The 20734-nt window shown below is 61.1% G+C and carries 16 protein-coding genes; 11 read left to right on the plus strand and 5 right to left on the minus strand.

From position 1 onward, the window contains the following. Positions 1–274 precede the first annotated feature (274 nt). The 3 genes from BT179_RS11455 to BT179_RS11465 all read left to right on the plus strand — a co-directional run bounded on the left by BT179_RS11455 (position 275) and on the right by BT179_RS11465 (position 4707). Positions 275–1330 carry a tetratricopeptide repeat protein gene (locus BT179_RS11455; protein ID WP_072431101.1) on the plus strand — a complete coding sequence of 352 codons (1056 nt, stop codon included), beginning with the start codon at positions 275–277 and terminating at the stop codon, positions 1328–1330. Positions 1331–1537: 207 nt separating this feature from the next. Further along, positions 1538–3040 carry an ATPase domain-containing protein gene (locus BT179_RS11460; protein WP_072391187.1) on the plus strand — a complete coding sequence of 501 codons (1503 nt, stop codon included), beginning with the start codon at positions 1538–1540 and terminating at the stop codon, positions 3038–3040. Continuing rightward, positions 3037–4707 (plus strand): response regulator, encoded by a 1671-nt coding sequence (locus BT179_RS11465; RefSeq protein WP_072431102.1) that lies wholly within the window; start codon positions 3037–3039, stop codon positions 4705–4707. Before BT179_RS11460 ends, BT179_RS11465 begins: the two co-directional genes overlap by 4 nt. A gap of 31 nt (positions 4708–4738) precedes the next feature. Here BT179_RS11465 and BT179_RS11470 read toward each other — a convergent pair whose 3' ends face one another. Genes BT179_RS11470 through BT179_RS11490 form a run of 5 tightly spaced genes read right to left on the minus strand, consistent with a single transcriptional unit; the run spans position 4739 to position 11267 of the window. Then, positions 4739–5116: a response regulator gene (locus tag BT179_RS11470; RefSeq protein WP_072391181.1), complete on the minus strand. Its 378-nt coding sequence runs from the start codon at positions 5114–5116 to the stop codon at positions 4739–4741. Continuing rightward, complete coding sequence (locus BT179_RS11475) at positions 5109–6374, minus strand: hybrid sensor histidine kinase/response regulator (protein WP_072431151.1); 1266 nt, start codon at positions 6372–6374, stop codon at positions 5109–5111. Before BT179_RS11475 ends, BT179_RS11470 begins: the two co-directional genes overlap by 8 nt. A 5-nt stretch (positions 6375–6379) precedes the next feature. After that, a complete protein-coding gene (locus BT179_RS11480; RefSeq protein WP_072391178.1) occupies positions 6380–6967 on the minus strand; it encodes a chemotaxis protein CheB in 588 nt (195 codons plus the stop codon). Continuing rightward, positions 6964–7779, minus strand: coding sequence for a CheR family methyltransferase (locus tag BT179_RS11485; RefSeq protein ID WP_072391175.1), 816 nt, complete (start codon positions 7777–7779; stop codon positions 6964–6966). Before BT179_RS11485 ends, BT179_RS11480 begins: the two co-directional genes overlap by 4 nt. Next, complete coding sequence (locus tag BT179_RS11490) at positions 7779–11267, minus strand: response regulator (protein ID WP_072431103.1); 3489 nt, start codon at positions 11265–11267, stop codon at positions 7779–7781. The genes BT179_RS11485 and BT179_RS11490 overlap by 1 nt, the downstream gene beginning before the upstream one ends. 252 nt (positions 11268–11519) lie before the next feature. On the opposite strand from BT179_RS11490, the gene BT179_RS11495 reads away from it, so the two are divergent. From BT179_RS11495 to BT179_RS11530, 8 genes are all read left to right on the plus strand, one after another. Next, a complete protein-coding gene (locus tag BT179_RS11495) occupies positions 11520–11891 on the plus strand; it encodes a response regulator (protein WP_072391167.1) in 372 nt (123 codons plus the stop codon). A gap of 75 nt (positions 11892–11966) precedes the next feature. Continuing rightward, a complete protein-coding gene (locus BT179_RS11500; protein WP_072431104.1) occupies positions 11967–13259 on the plus strand; it encodes a glycosyltransferase in 1293 nt (430 codons plus the stop codon). Positions 13260–13441: 182 nt separating this feature from the next. Beyond that, a complete protein-coding gene (locus tag BT179_RS11505; RefSeq protein ID WP_072391160.1) occupies positions 13442–14347 on the plus strand; it encodes an AraC family transcriptional regulator in 906 nt (301 codons plus the stop codon). Between the two features lie 425 nt (positions 14348–14772). Then, complete coding sequence (locus tag BT179_RS11510; protein ID WP_072431105.1) at positions 14773–16083, plus strand: ABC transporter substrate-binding protein; 1311 nt, start codon at positions 14773–14775, stop codon at positions 16081–16083. A 157-nt stretch (positions 16084–16240) separates the two neighbouring features. Next, positions 16241–17173: a carbohydrate ABC transporter permease gene (locus BT179_RS11515; protein WP_072391153.1), complete on the plus strand. Its 933-nt coding sequence runs from the start codon at positions 16241–16243 to the stop codon at positions 17171–17173. 10 nt (positions 17174–17183) lie between these two features. Continuing rightward, entirely contained in the window at positions 17184–18014 is an 831-nt protein-coding gene (locus BT179_RS11520; RefSeq protein ID WP_072391149.1) for a carbohydrate ABC transporter permease, read from the plus strand. Between the two features lie 37 nt (positions 18015–18051). Beyond that, positions 18052–19155, plus strand: a complete 1104-nt coding sequence (locus tag BT179_RS11525) for an ABC transporter ATP-binding protein (protein WP_072391145.1) — start codon at positions 18052–18054, stop codon at positions 19153–19155. A gap of 15 nt (positions 19156–19170) precedes the next feature. Beyond that, complete coding sequence (locus BT179_RS11530; protein WP_072391142.1) at positions 19171–20652, plus strand: mannitol dehydrogenase family protein; 1482 nt, start codon at positions 19171–19173, stop codon at positions 20650–20652. Positions 20653–20734: the final 82 nt, after the last annotated feature.

The raw sequence follows: 20734 nt of genomic DNA on the forward strand, positions 1-20734 counted from the left end.
CCGATCCCGGCCGACAGAGCTCCTTTGGTTGGCCGCAACCAACCAAATATTGGCCTCGTATCCCATCTGGATGCGGGGCTTTTTTTTGGTTCTTCACCGATTGCCTGGCCGCCCTCCTTTGCCCCTACGCGCCGGCGCCGTCACACCGACGGCCCGAACACGATCGCACAGGCCGAAGCCCACGAATAATGGCGAAATGGCACAGGGTTTGACTCAGGCTCTTGCCTGGTCGAAGCTTGCGACATTTCACGCTACCTGGTCATGGATTTCCTGTATGCCCTCGCTTCGCCGCTATGCGCTTATCAGCCTGCTCGTGCTATTGGTCATCGTTGTGGGCACCCTGTGGCTGCGCAGCACCACCCCGCAGATCCCGGAAGCGGTCAAGCGTGGCTACAGCGAGGCGCTGGAACAGGCGCGCAACGGCCAGCCTGGCGCGGCACGGATGCTATACCAGCAACTGGGTCGCCCTGACCTGTCGCCCAAGCGCCGGGTATGGCTGCACGCCGAACTGCTCAACTACCCAAGCCCCCAGGCCCTGAAACTGGCGGATGCGGACCTGCACAGCGAATCGGCGGACGTGCGTCGGGCAGCCATCGGCAGCATCGTCGGGCTGGTGCCGGCGAACCAGCGCACCCTGCTGCTGGGGCCATTGCTCGAGGACAACGAGCCTGAAGTACGGTTTGCCGCCGTGAATGCACTGCTGGGCCTGTCACCCGATGACCTGGGCTTGTATTTCGGTGCCATGCAGCTGGCCATCGACACTTGGAAACAGGTGCTCCAGGACGGCCCGCTCACCAGTGAATCCCTGTATCAGCTCGCCCGCCTGTACCTGCACAACGCCCAGCTGGACAAGGCCCGACAAGCCCTGGAACAGGCCTTGAAGCTCAAGCCGGACAACCTGCCGGCACTGGTCATGCAGGTCGAAGTGCTGGACAAACTGGGCCAGGGCGATGCCGCGCGCAAATTGCTCGCCCGAGAGTTGCAAGCCCAGCCGGAATCGGCTTATCTGCAACATGCGCTGGGCATGTGGTTGCTGCAGCATGGCCAGACCGAATACGCCGTGCTCGGCTTGGCGAAAGCGGTGGAGCTGGAACCGGAAAACCGTCATTACCGTTATGACCTCGCCACCACTCTTCACGCCGAGAATGAGGTGGAAGCGGCGCAAAAGCAGTTGCAGGAGATCGTCCAGCGCTACCCCGCCGACCGCAAGGCGCGGGTCCTGCTGATCAATTACTGGAAGGAAACCGGTCAGTTGCAGCATGTCCAGGTTCTGTTGGCGAAACTGGAACAACTGAACCCCGACGACCCGGCGTTGCAGCAGGCGTGGTGAGGGTGCAAGCCATGATTCCCTGGCGGGCGATCGGGTGATGTCCGACAGCCGGAAACACCGAATCAAGACTCGAAGTCGTCGACAGTGTCACACAAGCAAGCAGAGGAAGCGGAACCGCTATCGCCGCCAACGGTCAAGTAATGAGGCGGTTCATTTCAGGCTCTACCCGGCCTGCCGCCCACTTCCCTGGTCATGAGAGGGCTCTTTTTGTCTACATCCAACGAGTTGATCAGCGCAAAAGCCGCCACCGGCATTGAAGGGCTGGACGATGTCCTTTGCGGTGGCCTGTCCCGCGGTCATGTGTTCCTGCTTGAAGGGGAACCGGGGACCGGCAAAACCACGGTCGCCTTGCATTTCCTGCTGGCGGGCGCCCGGGCCGGCGAGCGATCCTTGTACATCACCCTATCGGAAACCGAACGGGAACTGCGTCAGGGTGCCGCCTCCCACGGCTGGGAGATGGATGACAACATTGTCATTTTCGAGCTGACCCCGCCAGAAAGCCTGCTCAACGCCGAGCACCAGCAAAGCCTGCTGTATTCTTCGGACCTCGAGCTTGGGGAAGCCACCCGGCAGATCTTCGAAGTGGTGGAACGGGTCAAGCCGACCCGGGTGGTGCTCGACAGCCTGTCGGAGATCCGCCTGCTGGCCCAGAGTTCGTTGCGCTATCGCCGCCAGATCCTGGCGATCAAGCATTACTTCGTGCGCTACGACGCCACGGTGCTTTTGCTCGACGACCTGACCACCGAGTCCCTGGACAAGACCGTCCACAGCGTTGCCCACGGGGTGATTCGCCTGGAAGAACTGACCCCCACCTATGGCGCCGAGCGACGCCGGATCCGGGTGGTCAAGTATCGCGGACAGAAGTACCGCGGCGGTTACCATGATTTCACCATCATGACCGACGGCGTGCACGTCTTCCCACGACTGGTGGCCGCCGAACACCGCGGGCAATACAACCGCCGGCAACTCTCCAGCGGCATCGCACAAATGGACGCCTTGCTGGGCGGCGGTATCGAAACCGGTTCCAGCACCTTGATCCTGGGCCCGGCAGGTACCGGCAAATCGCTGATTGCGCTGATCTTCGCTGCTGCCGCGGTGAATCGTGGCGAGCACGCCGCGCTATTCATCTTCGACGAGGAACTGGGCCTGTTGTACGAGCGGATGAAAAACATCGGCATCGACCTGCAGGCACTCCAGGACACCGGCAGGTTATTGATCGACCAGGTGGACGCCGCCGAACTGTCTCCCGGCGAGTTCTCTCACCGAGTGCGTCGTTGCGTCGATGACGGCAACATCAAGACCGTGGTGATCGACAGCATCAACGGCTATCAGGCAGCCATGCCGGAGGAAAATGCCCTGGTGCTGCATATGCATGAGCTGCTGCTCTACCTCAACCGCAAGGGCGCGGCGACCTACATGACCGTCGCGCAACACGGCCTGGTGGGCGACATGCAGGCGCCGGTGGACATCACCTACCTGGCCGACACGGTGATCCTGCTGCGTTACTTCGAAGCGCTGGGCAAGGTTCGCCGAGCGATCTCCATCATCAAGAAACGCACCGGCAGCCATGAGTCCACCATCCGCGAATACCGTATCGGCAACCAGGGCATGACCATCGGCGAGCCGCTGGAGGCCTTCCAGGGTGTATTGCGCGGTGTGCCAACCTACATGGGAGCGGACAATCCGTTGCTCAAGGACGATATCCAGTGACGTTAGCGGAACCCTTGTCCGAGCGGGCGTTGATCCTCGCCCCGCTGGGAAGGGACAGTCAGATTGCCTTGATGATCCTCAATGAAGCCGGTTTTGCCGGCCTCATCTGCCGTCATCTGGGGCAATTGTGCGAAGAATTGGAGAAAGGCGCCGGCTTGTTGGTGATTTCCTCGGAGGCCCTGGTGGGGCCGGACCTGGAGACGCTGTTCCTGCAGATCGAACAACAGCCCGCCTGGTCCGACCTGCCCATCGTCCTGCTGACCCATCACGGTGGCCCGGAACAGAACCCGGCGGCACGCATCGGCGTGCAGCTGGGCAACGTGACCTTCCTGGAACGCCCTTTCCACCCCGTGACCCTGGTCAGCCTGGTGACCACCGCCCTGCGCGGCCGCCGAAGGCAATACGAAGCCCGGGACCGCCTGATCGACCTCAGCAACAGTGAATTGCGCCTGCAAAATACCCTCGAAACCCTCGAGCAGCAGGTAGAGGAACGTACCGCACAACTGCGCCACAACGAAGAAGCCCTGCGCCAGTCACAGAAAATGGAAGCGGTGGGCCAGCTCACCGGCGGCATCGCCCACGACTTCAACAACATGCTCACCGGCATCATCGGCAGCCTGGAGCTGCTGCGTCGCCGCCTCGCCCGCGGCCGCACCGAAGACCTGGACAGCCTGATCGACCTGGGCGTGACCTCCGCCAACCGCGCCGCCGGCCTGACCCATCGCCTGCTGGCTTTCTCGCGTCGCCAATCGCTGGACCCCAAGGCCGTACAGATGAACACCCTCGTACTGTCCATGGGAGAACTGTTGCAACGCAGCCTCAACGAAAGCATCCGGCTGGACATGCAACTGGACAATCAACTGTGGATCGCCGAAGCCGACCCCAATCAATTGGAAAGCGCCCTGCTCAACCTGGTGCTCAACGCCCGGGACGCCATGCCCGATGGCGGTAAACTCGTGGTGCAGACCTACAACCAGTACCTGGATACCGGGTTCACCGACGCCTACACCAACCTCGAACCCGGCGACTACGTGGTATTGAGCGTCCAGGACACCGGTTGCGGGATGCCCGAGGCGGTCGTCAGTCGCGCCTTCGACCCCTTTTTCACCACCAAACCCATCGGCCAGGGTACCGGGCTGGGCCTGTCGATGATCTATGGCTTCAGCAAGCAATCCCACGGCCATGTGACCATCGACAGCGTTGTCGGCCAGGGCACCACGGTCAACCTGTACCTGCCGCGCTTCAAGGGTGAAGAGGTGCAAGAGCCCAAGGTCGATGCCCAGCACACCCCCCATGCCCAGGATGGCGAGACCGTGCTGATCGTCGAAGACGATCCGGCGGTTCGGGTGCTGGTCAGCGCGGTACTGAGTGAATTGGGCTATACGTTCCTCGAAGCTGCCGACGCCAATGGCGCGATACCGATTCTCCAATCAGACCAGCGCATCGATCTGCTGGTCAGCGACGTGGGCCTGCCGGGCATGAACGGGCGGCAACTGGCGGAAATCGGCCGGCAGATACGCCCGGACCTGCGGGTGCTGTTCATCACCGGTTACGCCGAACATGCCGCGGTAAGGGGTGGTTTCCTCGATCCGGGCATGCAGATGATCACCAAGCCGTTCACCTTCGACTTGCTGACCGCCAAGGTACGGGAAATGATCCGGGCCTGAGCGGCCCGGACTTACCAGCGATGCATGAAGATCAGGACAGCATGGTGCGCATGATGGCCTGCAGCTCATCCAGCTTGAAGGGTTTGCCCAGGATGGGGGCCGTGCGGGTGATGGGACTGTCGGTTTCCTGGATCTCTGCGGCATACCCGCTGATGAAGATCACCTTCAGGTCGGGGCGCAACCTGACTGCAGGCTCGGCGATCTGTACCCCGGAAATGCCGCCTGGCAGACGAAAATCAGTGATCATCATGTCCAGATGGGGCTTGCTTGCCAGGATCTCGAAGGCCTTTTCACCGTTCTCGGCCTCCAGCACCCGATACCCTTCGCCCGACAGGTAGGCGGACAACACCGTCATGATCGACGGGTCGTCCTCGACGATCAGTACAACATCTTGCGCATCTTCACTCATGAGAAGCCTTTGTTCGATCAATAGCTGCTGATACGACCGTAGGGTCACTCAGAGGTTGCGTCGGCCCGACAGTTTTCTGCAGGGGCAGACAAACGCGAAACAAGGCCCCTTCGTTGAGGCGGCTGTCGACCGTGATGGTGCCACCGTGGGCGGTCACGATCTGCTCGGAAATGAACAGCCCCAGCCCCAGGCCGGCGGAGACAGCCTTGGACGTCACCCGCTCGAACTGCTGGAAGATGCGCTTCTGGTTCTCTTCGCTGATGCCGATGCCGCGGTCCTGGACTTCGACGCAGGCATGCTCAGGCGTCTTGTAGACACGCACGTCGATGGGACCTTTGCCGCCATAGCGCAACGCGTTGGTCAAAAGGTTCGACACCACCTGTTCGATCCTGAACTCATCCCAATGGCCTTCCACCGAGGGTTCGGCGGTGTAGGTCAACGAGCATTCAGCCGCCATGAGCTGCGGCTGGAAGTTACGCAGCAGGTTTTCCACCAGCGTGCCCAGGTTGAAACGAGTCGGACGGATGGACAGTTTTCCGGTACGAATCCGCGACACATCCAGCATGTCTTCGATCAGGCGGATCAAGCTCTTGATCTGACGCTCGTCGCGCTCGACCATCGCCCTCACCTTGTCCAGGCTGAATGCTGCGGCATTGTCCCGGGCCAAGTGCATCTTGCGCAGTTGAGTCTCCAGGATCAGGCCATTGAGGGGCGTACGCACCTCATGGGCCACGATGGACATGAAATCGTCACGCATGCGCACCGCCTGTTCGAGTTCGCCGCGGGTGGCCTGCAACTGCTGCAGCAGGACTTCCTGTTCCCGGCGACTCTCTTGCAGGGCAACGACCTGCTCCTTAACAGCCTTTTTCTGGCGATAAAGCTCCACGAACACGTTGACCTTGCTTCTGACGGCATGGGTGTCCAATGGTTTGTGCAGGAAATCCACCGCGCCGTTCTCATAGCCGGTGAACGCATAGTTACGCTCACGACCGGCGGCGCTGACGAAAATGATGGGAATGCTGCGGGTCTTCTCCGTGCCGCGCATCAGTTCGGCCAGTTCGAAGCCGTTCATCTCCGGCATCTGCACATCGATAATCGCCAATGCGAAGTCGTGTTGCAGCAGCAGGGACAGCGCCTGGTCAGCCGACAGCGCCTTGAAGACCTCGCGGTTGTCCCCCTTGATCAGCGCCTCCAGAGCCAACAGATTTTCCGGCAGATCGTCGACGATCAGCAGTTTGGCTTGAATCTCTCTTGGCATCTCGTTCATTCCAACCCGGCCAGCAATTCGCTGATGCCTTGTAAAGTAAGGATGTGGTCCGGCTCGTGCAGCGCCAACGCCGCCTCGGGCATGGTCGGGACCTGGGCTTGTGCGGGGTCCTGGACAACCGTGACGCCGCCCAGGGCCTTGACCCGGGCCAGGCCCTGGGCACCGTCGTCATTGGCCCCCGTCAGCACGACCGCCAGCAGGTTCGGGCCGTATACATCGGCGGCGGATTCGAACAGCACGTCAATGGACGGCCGGGAATGATGCACCGGTGCCTCCAGGCTCAACGACAGGCTGCGATCGGCCTCCACCGACAAGTGATAACCCGGCGTGGCGAAGTACAGGGTGCCAGGCTGGATGTCCTGCTTGTCCCGCGCCTCCTCCACCGGTATCGCCAGGCGATGGCCGAAGACCTGGGCCAATTGGCTGTCACGCTCGTCGGGCAGGTGCAATACCGCCAGCACAGGTATGCCAAAGCCCGGGCGCAATTGCCCGAACACCTTGAGCAGCGCCTCGACCCCGCCGGCTGAAGCACCGACCACAATGGCCTCGACCGCAGGCCAGGACCCATCCCTCGTCTGGTTCATAACTTGCGATAGATCCGTTCCTGTTTGACCAACGGCTCGAATTGCTTGCCGAACGTTGAAAAATCCAGGGTTTCCTTGCTGCCCAACACAAGAAAGCCTCGGTGGCAGAGCGACTCGTGGAATAACCCAAAGGCGCGATCTTGCAACTTCTTGTTGAAATATATCAATACGTTACGACAGGAAATTAACTGTGTTTCTGAAAAAACACTGTCCGTCGCCAGGCTATGGTCAGCGAAAGTCACGTTCTCGCACAGTGTCTTGTCGAACATGGCGTAATCGTAGGCAGCAGTGTAGTAGTCGGCAAACGATCGACGCCCGCCGGCACGCTGGTAATTCTGGGTGTAGCTCCTGACGCTTTCCAGGGAAAAAATGCCCTGCTTGGCTTTTTCCAGCGACCTGGGATTGATATCGGTGGCATAGATCAATGTACGGTCCAGCAAGCCCTCCTCCCGCAGCAGGATCGCCATGGAGTAGACCTCTTCCCCCGTGCTGCAACCGGCAATCCAGATCTTGATGGAAGGATAGGTCTTGAGCAGCGGCACGACTTCCTCGCGGATAGCCAGGAAGTGCGACGGGTCGCGGAACATCTCGCTGACCGGAATCGTCAGCAACTGCAAAAGCTGCATGAAAATGCCCGGGTCGTGCAGCACCCGTTCCTGGAGCGCCGAAATGGTCCGGCATTCGAACTGGCTCAGGGCATGCAGTACCCGGCGCTTGATGGAAGCACCGGAGTAATCCCGGAAATCATAGCTGTACTTGAGGTAGATCGCTTCGATCAACAACCGAAGCTCAATGTCAGTGTCACGTTCCACTAAATTCTTTCCATATTCGGCAACCACACGCGAATCAGTGAAAACAGACGGTCCAGGTCGATCGGCTTGGCCAGGTAGTCGTTGGAACCCGCCGCCAGGCAACGCTCCTGATCATCCTTCATGGCCTTGGCCGTCACGGCGATGATGGGCAGCTTGCGCCAACGCGGGTCCTTGCGGATCAGCGCGGTGGCTTCGAAACCGTCCATTTCCGGCATCATCACGTCCATCAGCACCAGGTCGATGTCCTCGTTCTCATTCAACCGCTCGATCGCCTCGAAGCCGTTGCGACCGATGACCACGATCGCCCCTTTTGCCTCCAGGGCACTGGTCAACGCGAAGATATTGCGCACATCGTCGTCCACCAGCAGCACCTTGCGCCCCTCGAATACCTTGTCGCGGCTGCGGGCAGCCTTGAGCATGCGCTGTCGTTCATGGGACAACCGGGATTCGACTTTGTGCAGAAAGAGTGTCACCTCGTCCAGCAACCGCTCTGGCGAGCGGGCACCCTTGATGATGATCGAGCGCGAATATTTGCGCAGCTCGGCTTCTTCATCGCGGGTCAGGTTGCGTCCGGTGTAGACGATCACCGGTGGGAAGGAACAGATTTCCTCGGTGGACATGCGCTTGAGCAGATCGTTGCCCAGCATGTCCGGCAGCTTGAGGTCGATGATCATGCAGTCGTAGACGTTGTCCCGCAGCAGGTCCAGGGCTTGCTGGGCCAGGCCTACGGCCGTGATCTCGATGTCGTCGTCGCCGATCAGGCGGGTGATGCTGTCGCGCTGCAGGTCATCGTCCTCCACCAGCAGCACTCGCTTGACCTTCTGGGTCAGCTTGGCTTCCAGGCGCGCGAACACGTCCTTGAGCTCTTCGCGGGTGGTCGGCTTGACGGCATAGCCGATAGCCCCCATGTGCATCGCGGCCTCGACGCGATCTTCGACGGAAATCACATGCACCGGGATATGCCGGGTCTCGGGTTGTTCCTTGAGCCGCTGCAGCACGGTCAGGCCGGAGTGATCGGGCAGGCGCATATCCAGCAGGATCGCATCGGGCTTGAGCTGCAAGGCCAGGTCGAAGCCTTCGTCGGCAGCGTGGGCCACCAGGCACTGGTAGCCCAGTTCGTGAGCCAGGTCGAAAAGGATCCGGGCGAACCGGGCCTCGTCTTCGATCACCAGGATGCAGCGGGTGGCGAACGGGGCCTTGTCCCGGTCGTCGGCGAACCGGGCGATGGGGCTTTCCACTTCGGCCACCGGGGGAGCCGTCACAGAAGCAGGCGCGGCGGTCACGGGGGCAGGCAGGCTGGACGAGGGGATGAACGTCGGTGGCTCCACTGGGGCGTTCCCAGGCTCGACATAGCGCTCGGGCAGGACCAGGGTGAACACGCTGCCCTGTCCCGGCTCGCTGGACACCGAGATCGAGCCGCCCAGCAGGGTCGCCAGGTCCCGGGAAATCGACAGCCCCAGGCCGGTGCCGCCATACCGGCGGTTGGTGGTGCCATCGGCCTGGCGGAACGCTTCGAAGATACTCTGCTGCTGGTCCGCGCTGATGCCGATCCCGGAGTCACGCACCATGAATGCGATGCCCGAGTCCGGCTGGCCGCTGACGGTCAGGCAGACCGAACCCTGCTCGGTGAATTTCACCGCGTTGGACAGCAGGTTCTTGATGATCTGCTCCAGGCGCTGGCGGTCGGTGTACAGCATCGACGGCGCGTCCGGCAGCAGTTGCACCTCGAAGTCCAGGCCCTTGTCGGCCGCCAGCGGCGTGAACAGGTCCCGCAGGCTGTCCACCAGGCGCGGCACGCTGGTGTTCTCCGGGCGGACTTCCAGCTTGCCGGCTTCCACCTTGGAAATGTCGAGAATGTCATTGATCAGGTTCAGCAGGTCGTTGCCGGCGGAGTAGATGGACTCGGCAAACTTGACCTGCTCTTCACTGAGGTTCTGCTGCGGATTCTCTGCCAGCAATTTGGAGAGAATCAGCGAGCTGTTGAGCGGCGTGCGCAGCTCATGGGACATGTTGGCAAGGAACTCGGACTTGTATTTGCTGGAGCGCTGCAACTCTTCGGCGCGTTCCTGCAACTGCAGCTGGGCCAGGTTCAGCTCGCTGTTCTTCTGGTCCATGGCGTCGCGTTGCTCGGCCAGTTGCTCGTTGGTCTGTTCCAGTTCCTGCTGCTGGGCTTCCAGGTGCGCCTGGGACTCCTTGAGGATGCGCGACTGCTCCTCCAGCTCCTCGTTGGCCGTCTTGAGCTCTTCCTGCTGGACCTGCAACTCTTCATTCAACTGCTGGGTTTCAGCCAGTACTTCCTGCAACCGCTGGCGATAGCGGGCGGCTTCTATGGAGGTACCGATGCTGCCGGAGATCCGCTCCAGCAGTTCAACGTCGCGTTCGGTCAACGGACGCAGGAATCCCAGCTCGATGGCGCCGTTGACCCGGTCATCGTCGCTGGTCGGCACCACCAGCACGCTGTTGGGCAAGCCTTTGCCGAGCCCCGAGCTGACTTTCAGGTAATCCTTGGGCACGTTATCCAGGCGGATAAGGCGCCCCTGTTGGGCGGCCTGGCCGACGATGCCTTCTCCGGGAGCGATCAACTGCTCCTTTTCCGCGTCCTCTCGGGACAATCCATAGCTGGCGACCCGCTTGAGCACGCCATTCTCTTCACGGGCATACAACGCCGCGACGGCGCAATCCAGATAACGGGCACAGAACTGCAGGATGTTGCGACCCAGCAGATTCAGGGTCAATTGCCCCAGCACCTGCTCGGCCAGTTGGGTCTGGCCGGTACGCAACCAGGCCTGCTTCTCCAGGTGCAACGCGCTCTGCTGCTGAATCTTGAGGCTGGCGGCGTACTGACTGGACAGATTCAACAGGTCGCGGCGCCCGACATAGGCCAGCAGACCACTGACAGCGGCGACGAACATCAGGTACAGGGTGATGCTCCAGAGCGTGGTGGAACGGACCCTGTCGTTGCGCTCCGTGCGCAATCGCTGCTCGGTATCGATGATTTCTTCGAAGGACTTGCGGATTTCATCCGTCAGGCGCTTGCCACGCCCGGCCTTCACCGCACCGCGATAATCGCCACTGCTGCGCTGCAGGTCGATCATGCTCTGGGCGTAGTTGGCCCACTCCGTCTGCAACGCTTGCACCTTGTGCAGGCGATCGGTCTGGGTAGGGTTGTCGGCTGTCAATTCCAACAACGTTTCCAACGCCACGGCGATGCGCGGCTTGGCGACTTCATAAGGGTCGAGAAAATGCTCGTCACCGCTCAGCAGGTAACCGCGCATGCCCGTTTCCAGGTCCACGCTGAGCTTCAGCGCTTCGTTGGCATTATTGATCACCCGGTCGGTATGACCGACCCACTGGATCACCGACAGCAGGTAGGTCACCAGCACGATGAAGAACACCGCACTGAGGGCACCGATGCCCAGCGGCAGGCTGATATTGCGGCTCAGGAGCTTGCGAAAACTTTGCTCGTCGACCGAAGACGAAGGAGTCATGGAAAAAGGCCTTGGCAAACAGTTGAAAACCGTGGAGTGTGCCCGAAAGTGATGGCTTGGATCCACATTTCTGACGAGGCAAGGACGCAGTTCCCAGGGCGAGCCGCCCAATGGCAAGGAAGCGACTATCCTTGTCGGCTCTTGTACTATAGATCCTTTCTTGTACACCCCAGGGAACTTGTCACACCTCGCCATTTACTCATGCATAAGGCCTTTTTGCCGCTTCCGATTTATTTTCCGAGAATAATGACCATGTCCACCCCCGCTCCTGGCACCGCCATCACCGTTCTTGTCGTCGAAGATGACGACATTGTCCGCATGTTGATCGTCGATGTGCTGGAAGAACTCGAATACCAGGTGCTCGAGGCTGACGGCTGTGAACAGGCGCTGGAGCAGCTTCGCAACCCCGACCAGGCCATCGACCTGATGATGACGGACGTCGGCCTGCCCGTAATGGATGGCCGCGAGCTGGCCAAACAGGCCCGCGCGGTACGCCCCGGCCTGCCGATCCTGTTCGCCAGCGGCTATGCCGAAAGCATCGACGTGCCTGACAACATGGCGGTGATCGGCAAGCCATTTTCCATCGACCAGCTACGCGACAAGGTCAAAAGCATTCTGCCTTGAGCCGCAAGGGATTTCTGGTCACTATCGGCGCCCCCTGCGCCGTTGTGCCTGATTGCCAAAGGAAATGCCCTGCTCATGCCTCTCCCTCCCTCCTTGAAGGTCCTGGTCATCGGCTACGTCTGGCCCGAGCCGCGCTCATCGGCCGCCGGCGGACACGTCATGCAGATCCTCGAAGCGTTTCTCGGGCAAGGTTGGGAGATTACTTTCAGCAGCCCCGCCAGGCCTGGCGAGAACCGCGCCGACCTGTTGGCATTGGGCATCCGTGAGGTGGCGATCGAACTCAACCACAGCAGCTTCGATGCATTCATCAGCGAACTGGCACCGGATATCGTGCTGTTCGACCAGTTCATGATGGAAGAGCAGTTCGGCTGGCGGGTCGAGAAACATTGCCCCGATGCCCTGCGGGTACTCGAGACGTCCGATCTGCAGAGCCTGCGCCACGCCCGGCATCACCGCCTGAAGGAGCGTTTGAAGACGGACAGTGCTTCCCAGGATTTCAGCGACCTGTTCGCACCGGCCCTGCATGAAGAATTCCAACTGATGGCCGACACGGACATGGCGAAGCGGGAAATCGCCGCGCTGTACCGCTGCGACCTGAACCTGATGGTGTCCGAGTTCGAAATCGAGCTGCTGGTTGAACATTTCGGACTGCCCCGCGACCTGCTGCTCTGGTGCCCGCTGATGCTGGACCTGCCAGCCGCGCCGGCCGTGCCCTACGAAGACCGGGCGCATTTCCTCAGCATCGGCAACTTCCGCCATGCACCGAACTGGGACGCCGTGCTCTGGATGAAAAATGCCGTCTGGCCGCTGATCCGCCAGCAATTGCCCGGCGCGCAACTGCACCTGTATGGCGCCTACACCCCGCCAAAGGCAGCCGCGCTGCACAATCCGGCCCAGGGCTTTCATATCATGAACTGGGCCGAAGATGCCCTGCAGGTGATGTCGGCGGCACGCATCTGCCTGGCGCCGCTGCGTTTTGGCGCCGGCATCAAGGGTAAGCTGATCGATGCCATGCTGTGCGGCACGCCGAATGTCACCACCCCCGTCGGCGCCGAAGCCATGCACGGCGGCCTGCCGTGGCCCGGGGTGGTGGCCAGCAGCGCAGAAGCGCTCGCCGGGGCTGCCGTGCAGCTGTATAGCGATCCGGCGCGCTGGGCTCAGGCCCGGGACGATGGCTTCGCGCTACTGGCGAGCCGTTATTGCCGGCAGGTCCACGCCCCGGCGTTGATCGAGGGCATCCAGGCCTGCCGCTCCAACCTTGCACAACGGCGTCGGGACAACTTCACCGGCAGCATGCTGCGGCACCACCAGCATAAAAGCACCCAATACATGTCCCAGTGGATCGAGGAGAAGAATCGCAACCAGTGAAGGCCGCTGCAGATCGAGAGTGTCCTGCATGAACCTTTTCGACCGCGTTTCGATCATAGGCAACTGTGCAACCCTCTTTCGCCACGTACATGACCCAGCGACCACCGGTACCCTCGGCGGGCTGGCACCGCTACGGCGATAGGGGCATTATCCAGCAGCGATAAAAACAAAAGCGCAGGCCTATGACCCGAACAGCGAGAGTCACCGACCCTTCCTATGAGTTGATGGATGACCATAACGGACTGTCCATCATCTATCGCCAGCATGGTTTTCCGTGCCCCTTGGTGCGTTGGCATTTCCATAAGGAATATGAGCTGCACCTGATCGTTGCCAGCTCCGGCAAGGTGTTCATTGGCGACTACATCGGCAACTTCTACCCGCAGACCTTGTTTCTCACCGGCCCCAACGTGCCCCACAACTGGATCAGCCAGGTGGCCGAGAATGAAGTGGTGCCCAAGCGTGACATGCTGGTGAATTTCACCGATGAGCTGTTCGACAGCGGCCACCAGGTATTCGCCGAGCTCAAGACCATCGCCCCGCTGCTGGAACGGGCCCGGTACGGTATCGAGTTCCGCTGCAAGCGCACCATCCGCCAGGCGACGATCCTGATGCAGCGGATCGCCGATTCCCAGGGCATGAGCCGCCTGGGCTATTTCTTCATCCTGATGGAGTTGCTGGCCACCTCGGATGACTATCAGTTGCTCTCCGGCGCCACCTCTTCGCAGATGGCCGACGAGCACAGCGTCGACCGCACCAACCGCGCCGTGGATTACATCTTCGCCCACTACGCCCGGGAGTTGACGCTGGAAGAAGTCGCCGAACACCTGGGCATGAAACCCACCTATTTCAGCCGGGTGTTCAAGCAGGCCACCGGTCGTTGTTTCATCGAGTTCGTCAATCGGCTGCGCATCAGCAAATCCTGCGAGTTGCTGGCCGATGGCGACAAGCCGGTGACGGAGGTGTGCTTCGAATCGGGCTTCAACAACATTTCCAACTTCAACCGCAGGTTCCAGCAGCTCAAGGGCATGACCCCTTCCCACTACCGACGGTTGGCGGTACAGCGGCTGACCGAGCAGAACCAGGGCTGACACTTTCCTGCCCCGGTGAGGCAGGATCAGGGGCCGGAGTGACCTGTGGCGAGGGGATTTATCCCCGCCGGGGGCGCGACAGCGCTCCCCATATCAATCCAACACTGAGGTGGGTCAGAAAGAACCGGGGGCCGCTTCGCAGCCCAGCGGGGATAAATCCCCTCGCCACGCCACAGATTTATCTCCTACACAGATTTAATCTCCTACATACAGATTCAATCTTCCGCACATGGACGAATCCTTCCCGACAGACAAACTTCGCTGAAACCGCATGCACTGCAAAAAAGTATCAGCATAAGTGCGACGGATGATTTGTCACGCCGCCCATTGAAGGCTGTAATCAGCGCACATCCTTCCTTTCATCGGAAGACTAAAAACAATAACTGTCCTTCTGCAGCCTGCCGGGCGCAGAAAAGGAGTGCGCGATGAAACCTTTGGCAAAAACCCTGCTTGTCTCCACTTGCTTGACCTTCAGCAGCGTCAGTTTCGGCGCACAGACCCTCACCATTGCCACCGTCAACAACAGCGACATGATCCGCATGCAGAAACTCTCGAAGACCTTCGAGACAGAGCATCCGGACATCAAGTTGAATTGGGTGGTGCTTGAAGAAAATGTCCTGCGCCAGCGCCTGACCACCGACATCGCCACCCAGGGCGGGCAGTTCGACGTCTTGACCATTGGCATGTACGAAGCCGCACTGTGGGGCGCCAAGGGTTGGCTGGAACCCATGAAGGACCTGCCGGCTTCCTACGACCTGGACGACGTCTTCCCTTCCGTGCGCGATGGCCTGTCGGTCAAGGGTACGCTGTACGCCTTGCCGTTCTACGCCGAAAGCTCGATCACCTATTACCGCACCGACCTGTTCAAGAACGCTGGGCTGACCATGCCCGAACGCCCGACCTGGACCCAGATCGGCGAGTTCGCGGAAAAACTCACCGACAAATCCAAGGAACAGTATGGCCTGTGCCTGCGGGGCAAGGCCGGTTGGGGCGAGAACATGGCCCTGATCACGACCCTGGCAAACGGCTTTGGCGCGCGCTGGTTCGATGAGAAATGGCAGCCACAATTCAATGGCCCCGAGTGGAAGGATGCGCTGAACTTCTACGTCGACAACATGAAGAAATCCGGCCCGCCGGGTGCTTCCAGCAACGGTTTCAACGAGAACCTGGCGCTGTTCAACAGCGGCAAGTGCGCGATGTGGGTCGATGCCAGCGTGGCCGGTTCGTTCGTGACCGACAAGACCCAGAGCAAGGTGGCCGATCACGTCGGGTTCACTTTCGCCCCCCAGGAAAAAACCGACAAGGGCACCTCATGGATGTACTCCTGGTCCCTGGCCATCCCCACCAGCTCCAAAGCCAAGGACGCGGCCAAGGTCTTTACCACCTGGGCGACGTCCAAGGAATACGGCCAATTGGTCGCCAAGACCGACGGCATCGCCAACGTACCGCCAGGCACCCGCACCTCGACGTACAGCGATGAGTACATGAAGGCCGCACCGTTTGCCAAGGTGACGCTGGAGTCGCTGAAAGTCGCCGACCCGAAAGCCCCTACCCTCAAGCCCGTGCCTTATGTCGGCATTCAGTTGGTGACCATCCCCGAATTCCAGGCCATTGGCACCCAGGTAGGCAAGTTCTTTTCCGGCGCGCTGACCGGACAACAGACCGTGGACCAGGCCTTGACGGCCGCGCAGTCCACCACCGAACGCGAGATGAAACGCGCTGGGTATCCCAAGTAGTCAGCTCATTGAGGCCCGCTCCCGATTCCTGTGGGAGCGAGCTTGCTCGCGATAAGGGCCACCCGGCCAATATCACGAGTGACTGATACGACGCTATCGCGAGCAAGCTCGCTCCCACAGTGGATCTACACAGGCCCGCAAAAATCGGTTCAATGCCATGAATAGCTCAACGACAACTGTCAAAGCCCCACTCGAGATAGCCCCACCGGTACGCAAGGTCCGTGTGGCCAACCCCGGCTGGTTCCTGGTCAGCCCTTCGGTGGCCCTGTTGCTGCTGTGGATGATCGTGCCACTGGGCATGACTGTCTACTTCTCGATGATCCGCTATAACCTGCTCTACCCCGGCGAAAACGAATTCGTGGGGCTGGAGAACTTCACGTACTTCCTGACCGACTCGGGGTTCATGCCCGGCGCCACCAATACATTGCTGCTGGTCGGCAGCGTGCTGCTGATCAGCGTCGTGTTCGGGGTATTGATCAGCGCATTGCTGGAGGCCAGCGAATTCTTCGGGCGCGGGATCGTGCGGGTGCTGCTGATCTCGCCGTTCTTCATCATGCCCACCGTGGGGGCGCTGATCTGGAAGAACCTGATTTTCCATCCGGTCTCGGGGATCCTCGCCTCGGTGTGGAAGCTGTTCGGTGCCCAACCGGTGGACTGGCTGGCCCATTACCCGTTGCTATCGATCATCATCATCGTGAGCTGGCAATGGCTACCCTTTGCGATCCTGATCCTGATGACCGCCATGCAGTCCCTCGATCAGGAGCAGAAAGAAGCTGCCCGCCTCGACGGCGCCGGGCCGATCGCGATCTTCTGGCACCTGACCCTGCCGCACCTGGCCCGTCCGATCGCCGTGGTGCTGATGATCGAAACCATTTTCCTGCTGTCGGTGTTCGCCGAAATCTTCACCACCACCAACGGCGGTCCCGGCTATGCCTCCACCAACCTGGCCTACCTGATCTACAACCAGGCGCTGGTGCAGTTCGACGTCGGCATGGCGTCGGCCGGTGGCTTGATTGCCGTGGTCATCGCCAACATCGCCGCCATCATCCTGGTTCGGATGATCGGCAAAAACCTCACCGACAAGCACTGAGGCCGCCGCCATGACTCTTCAACAATCCCGTCGGCTGCAAAGCCTGCTGCTGGGTACGCTGGCCTGGGCCATCGCGATCGTGATCTTCTTCCCGATCTTCTGGATGGTGCTGACCAGCTTCAAGACCGAAATCGACGCGTTCGCCACGCCGCCGCAATTCATTTTCGCGCCGACTCTGGAGAACTACCTGCACATCAACGAGCGCAGCAACTACTTCAGTTTCGCCTGGAACTCGGTGGTGGTGTCCTTCAGCGCCACGGCCCTCTGCCTGCTGATCGCAGTACCGGCGGCCTACTCCATGGCGTTCTACGAAACCCAGCGCACCAAAGGCACCCTGCTGTGGATGCTCTCCACCAAGATGCTGCCGCCGGTGGGCGTGCTGATGCCGATCTACCTGCTGGCCAAGCAGTTCGGCCTGCTGGATACCCGGGTCGCACTGATCATCATCTACACACTGATCAACCTGCCCATCGTGGTCTGGATGATTTACACCTACTTCAAGGACATTCCCCGCGACATCCTCGAGGCCGCGCGCCTGGACGGCGCCACCCTTTGGCAGGAGATGGTCCGCGTGCTTCTGCCGATCGCCAAGGGCGGGCTGGCATCCACTGTGCTGCTGTCGCTGATCCTGTGCTGGAACGAGGCGTTCTGGTCGCTGAACCTCACCTCGTCCAAGGCTGCGCCGCTGACGGCGCTGATCGCTTCCTACTCCAGCCCTGAAGGTCTGTTCTGGGCCAAATTGTCGGCCGTCTCGACCCTGGCCTGCGCGCCGATCCTGATTTTCGGCTGGATCAGCCAGAAACAGCTGGTGCGCGGTTTGTCCTTCGGCGCCGTCAAGTAACGCGCCTTACATCTTTATCAAGCGGAGGCTCATCATCATGGCCAACCTGAAAATCAAGAATCTGCAAAAAGGCTTCGAAGGCTTCTCCATCATCAAGGGTATCGACCTTGAAGTGAACGACCGCGAGTTCGTGGTCTTCGTCGGCCCGTCGGGCTGTGGCAAATCCACACTGCTGCGGCTGATCGCCGGCCTGGAAGAGGTCAGCGACGGCACCATCGAACTCGATGGCCGGGACATTACCGAAGTCAGCCCGGCCAAGCGCGACCTGGCCATGGTGTTCCAGACCTACGCCTTGTACCCCCACATGAGCGTGCGCAAGAACATGTCCTTCGCCCTCGACCTGGCCGGCGTGCCCAAGGCCGAGGTGGAAAAGAAGGTCAACGAAGCGGCGCGCATCCTTGAACTGGGACCGATGCTCGAGCGCAAGCCCAAGCAACTGTCCGGTGGCCAGCGCCAGCGCGTGGCGATTGGCCGGGCCATCGTGCGCAACCCGAAGATCTTCCTGTTCGACGAACCCCTGTCCAACCTCGACGCCGCACTTCGGGTGCAGATGCGCCTGGAGCTGGCGCGCCTGCACAAGGAGCTGCAGGCGACCATGATCTACGTGACCCATGACCAGGTCGAGGCCATGACCCTGGCGGACAAGGTGGTTGTACTCAACGGCGGTCGCATCGAGCAGGTCGGCTCGCCGCTGGAGCTCTATCACCAGCCGGCCAACCTGTTTGTCGCCGGCTTTCTCGGCACCCCGAAGATGGGTTTCCTCAAGGGCAAGGTCACGGCGCTCAGCGGCCTGGGCTGCGAAGTGTTGCTGGATGCGGGCACGCGTATCCAGTTGCCCGTCAGCGGGGCCAGCCTGGACGTCGGCAGCGCGGTGACCCTGGGCATCCGCCCGGAACACCTGAACCTGGCACAACCGGGCGAATGCACCTTGCAGGTGACGGCCGACGTCAGCGAGCGGCTGGGCAGCGACACCTTCTGCCACGTCACCACGGCGTCCGGCGAAGCCCTGACCATGCGCGTTCGTGGCGACCTGGCGAGCCGTTTCGGCGAGCAGTTGAGCCTTCATCTGGACGCCGACCACTGCCACCTGTTCGATGCCGATGGCGTGGCGCTGACCCGCACGCTGCGCGCCGCCGCCTGATTACCGAGATCCGTGATGAAACTCAACCGTCAAAACCTGCACAACCTCGCTGCGCACGTCGCCCTGCCCGCCTATCCCTTGAGCGATATCCGCCAGGGCATCGCCCACATCGGCGTCGGCGGTTTCCACCGGGCTCATCAGGCGTACTACACCGATGCGCTGATGAACACCGGCGAAGGCCTGGACTGGGCCATCTGTGGCGTAGGCCTGCGGCCCGAAGACCGCCGCGCGCGGGACGACCTGGCCGGCCAGGACTACCTGTACACGCTGTATGAACTGGGTGACACCGACGACACCGAAGTGCGGGTCATCGGCGCCATAGCCGACATGCTGCTGGCCGAAGACAGCGCCCAGGCGCTGATCGACAAGCTCGCCGACCCGCAGATCCGCATCGTCTCGCTGACCATCACCGAGGGTGGCTACTGCATCGACGACAGCAACGGCGAGTTCATGGCCCACCTGCCGCAGATCCAGCACGACCTGAGCCACCCGGACCATCCGAAAACCGTGTTCGGTTTTCTCTGTGCAGCCCTCGCCAAGCGGCGTGCCGCGGGCATCCCGGCATTCACCCTGATGTCCTGCGATAACCTGCCCCACAATGGCGCCGTGACGCGCAAGGCGCTGCTCGCCTTCGCCGCGCTGCGCGATGCCGACCTCGGGCAATGGATCGACCGCAACGTGAGCTTCCCCAACGCCATGGTGGACCGCATCACCCCCATGACCAGCGTGGCCCACCGCCTGCAACTGCACGACGAACACGGGATCGACGACGCCTGGCCGGTGGTCTGCGAACCGTTCGTGCAATGGGTCCTGGAGGACAAGTTCGTCAATGGTCGGCCGGCCTGGGAAAAGGTTGGCGTGCAATTCACCGACGATGTTTCGCCTTACGAGGAGATGAAGATCAAGCTGCTCAATGGCAGCCACCTGGCCCTGACGTACCTGGGCTTTCTCAAGGGCTATCGCTTTGTCCACGAAACCATGAACGATCCGCTGTTCGTGCGTTACATCCGCGCCTACATGGACCTGGACGTGACACCGCAACTGGCACCGGTGCCCGGTATCGACCTGGGCGAGTACAAGGACACCCTGGTGGAGCGTTTCTCCAACCAGGCCATTGCCGACCAGTTGGAACGGGTCTGCTCGGACGGCTCGTCGAAGTTTCCGAAGTTCACCGTTCCCACCATCAACCGCCTGATCGCCGATGGCGCTGAAACCCGCCGCGCGGCGCTGGTGGTTGCGGCCTGGGCCGTGTACCTCAAGGGCGTGGACGAGAACGGCGCGACGTATTCGATCCCGGACCCTCGGGCGGCGTTCTGCCAGGCCCTGGTGGCCGACGATGCGCTGGTGACACAGCGGATGCTGGAGGTGGAAGAAATCTTTGGCACCGCGATCCCCCGCTCGCCGGAGTTCGTGGCAGCATTCGAATGGTGCTGCAACAGCTTGCGCGAGCACGGGGTAACACGAACACTTGAACGGGTATTGGCTGACGCAGACTGAACCTGCGGACGCGGTCGCTTTTTTGTGGCGAGGGGATTTATCACCTTGCCACAGGTTCCAGGTTCCAGCCTGTCCCGGTCCG

Source organism: Pseudomonas sp. NFACC43, from assembly GCF_900119645.1.
Taxonomy (GTDB): domain Bacteria; phylum Pseudomonadota; class Gammaproteobacteria; order Pseudomonadales; family Pseudomonadaceae; genus Aquipseudomonas.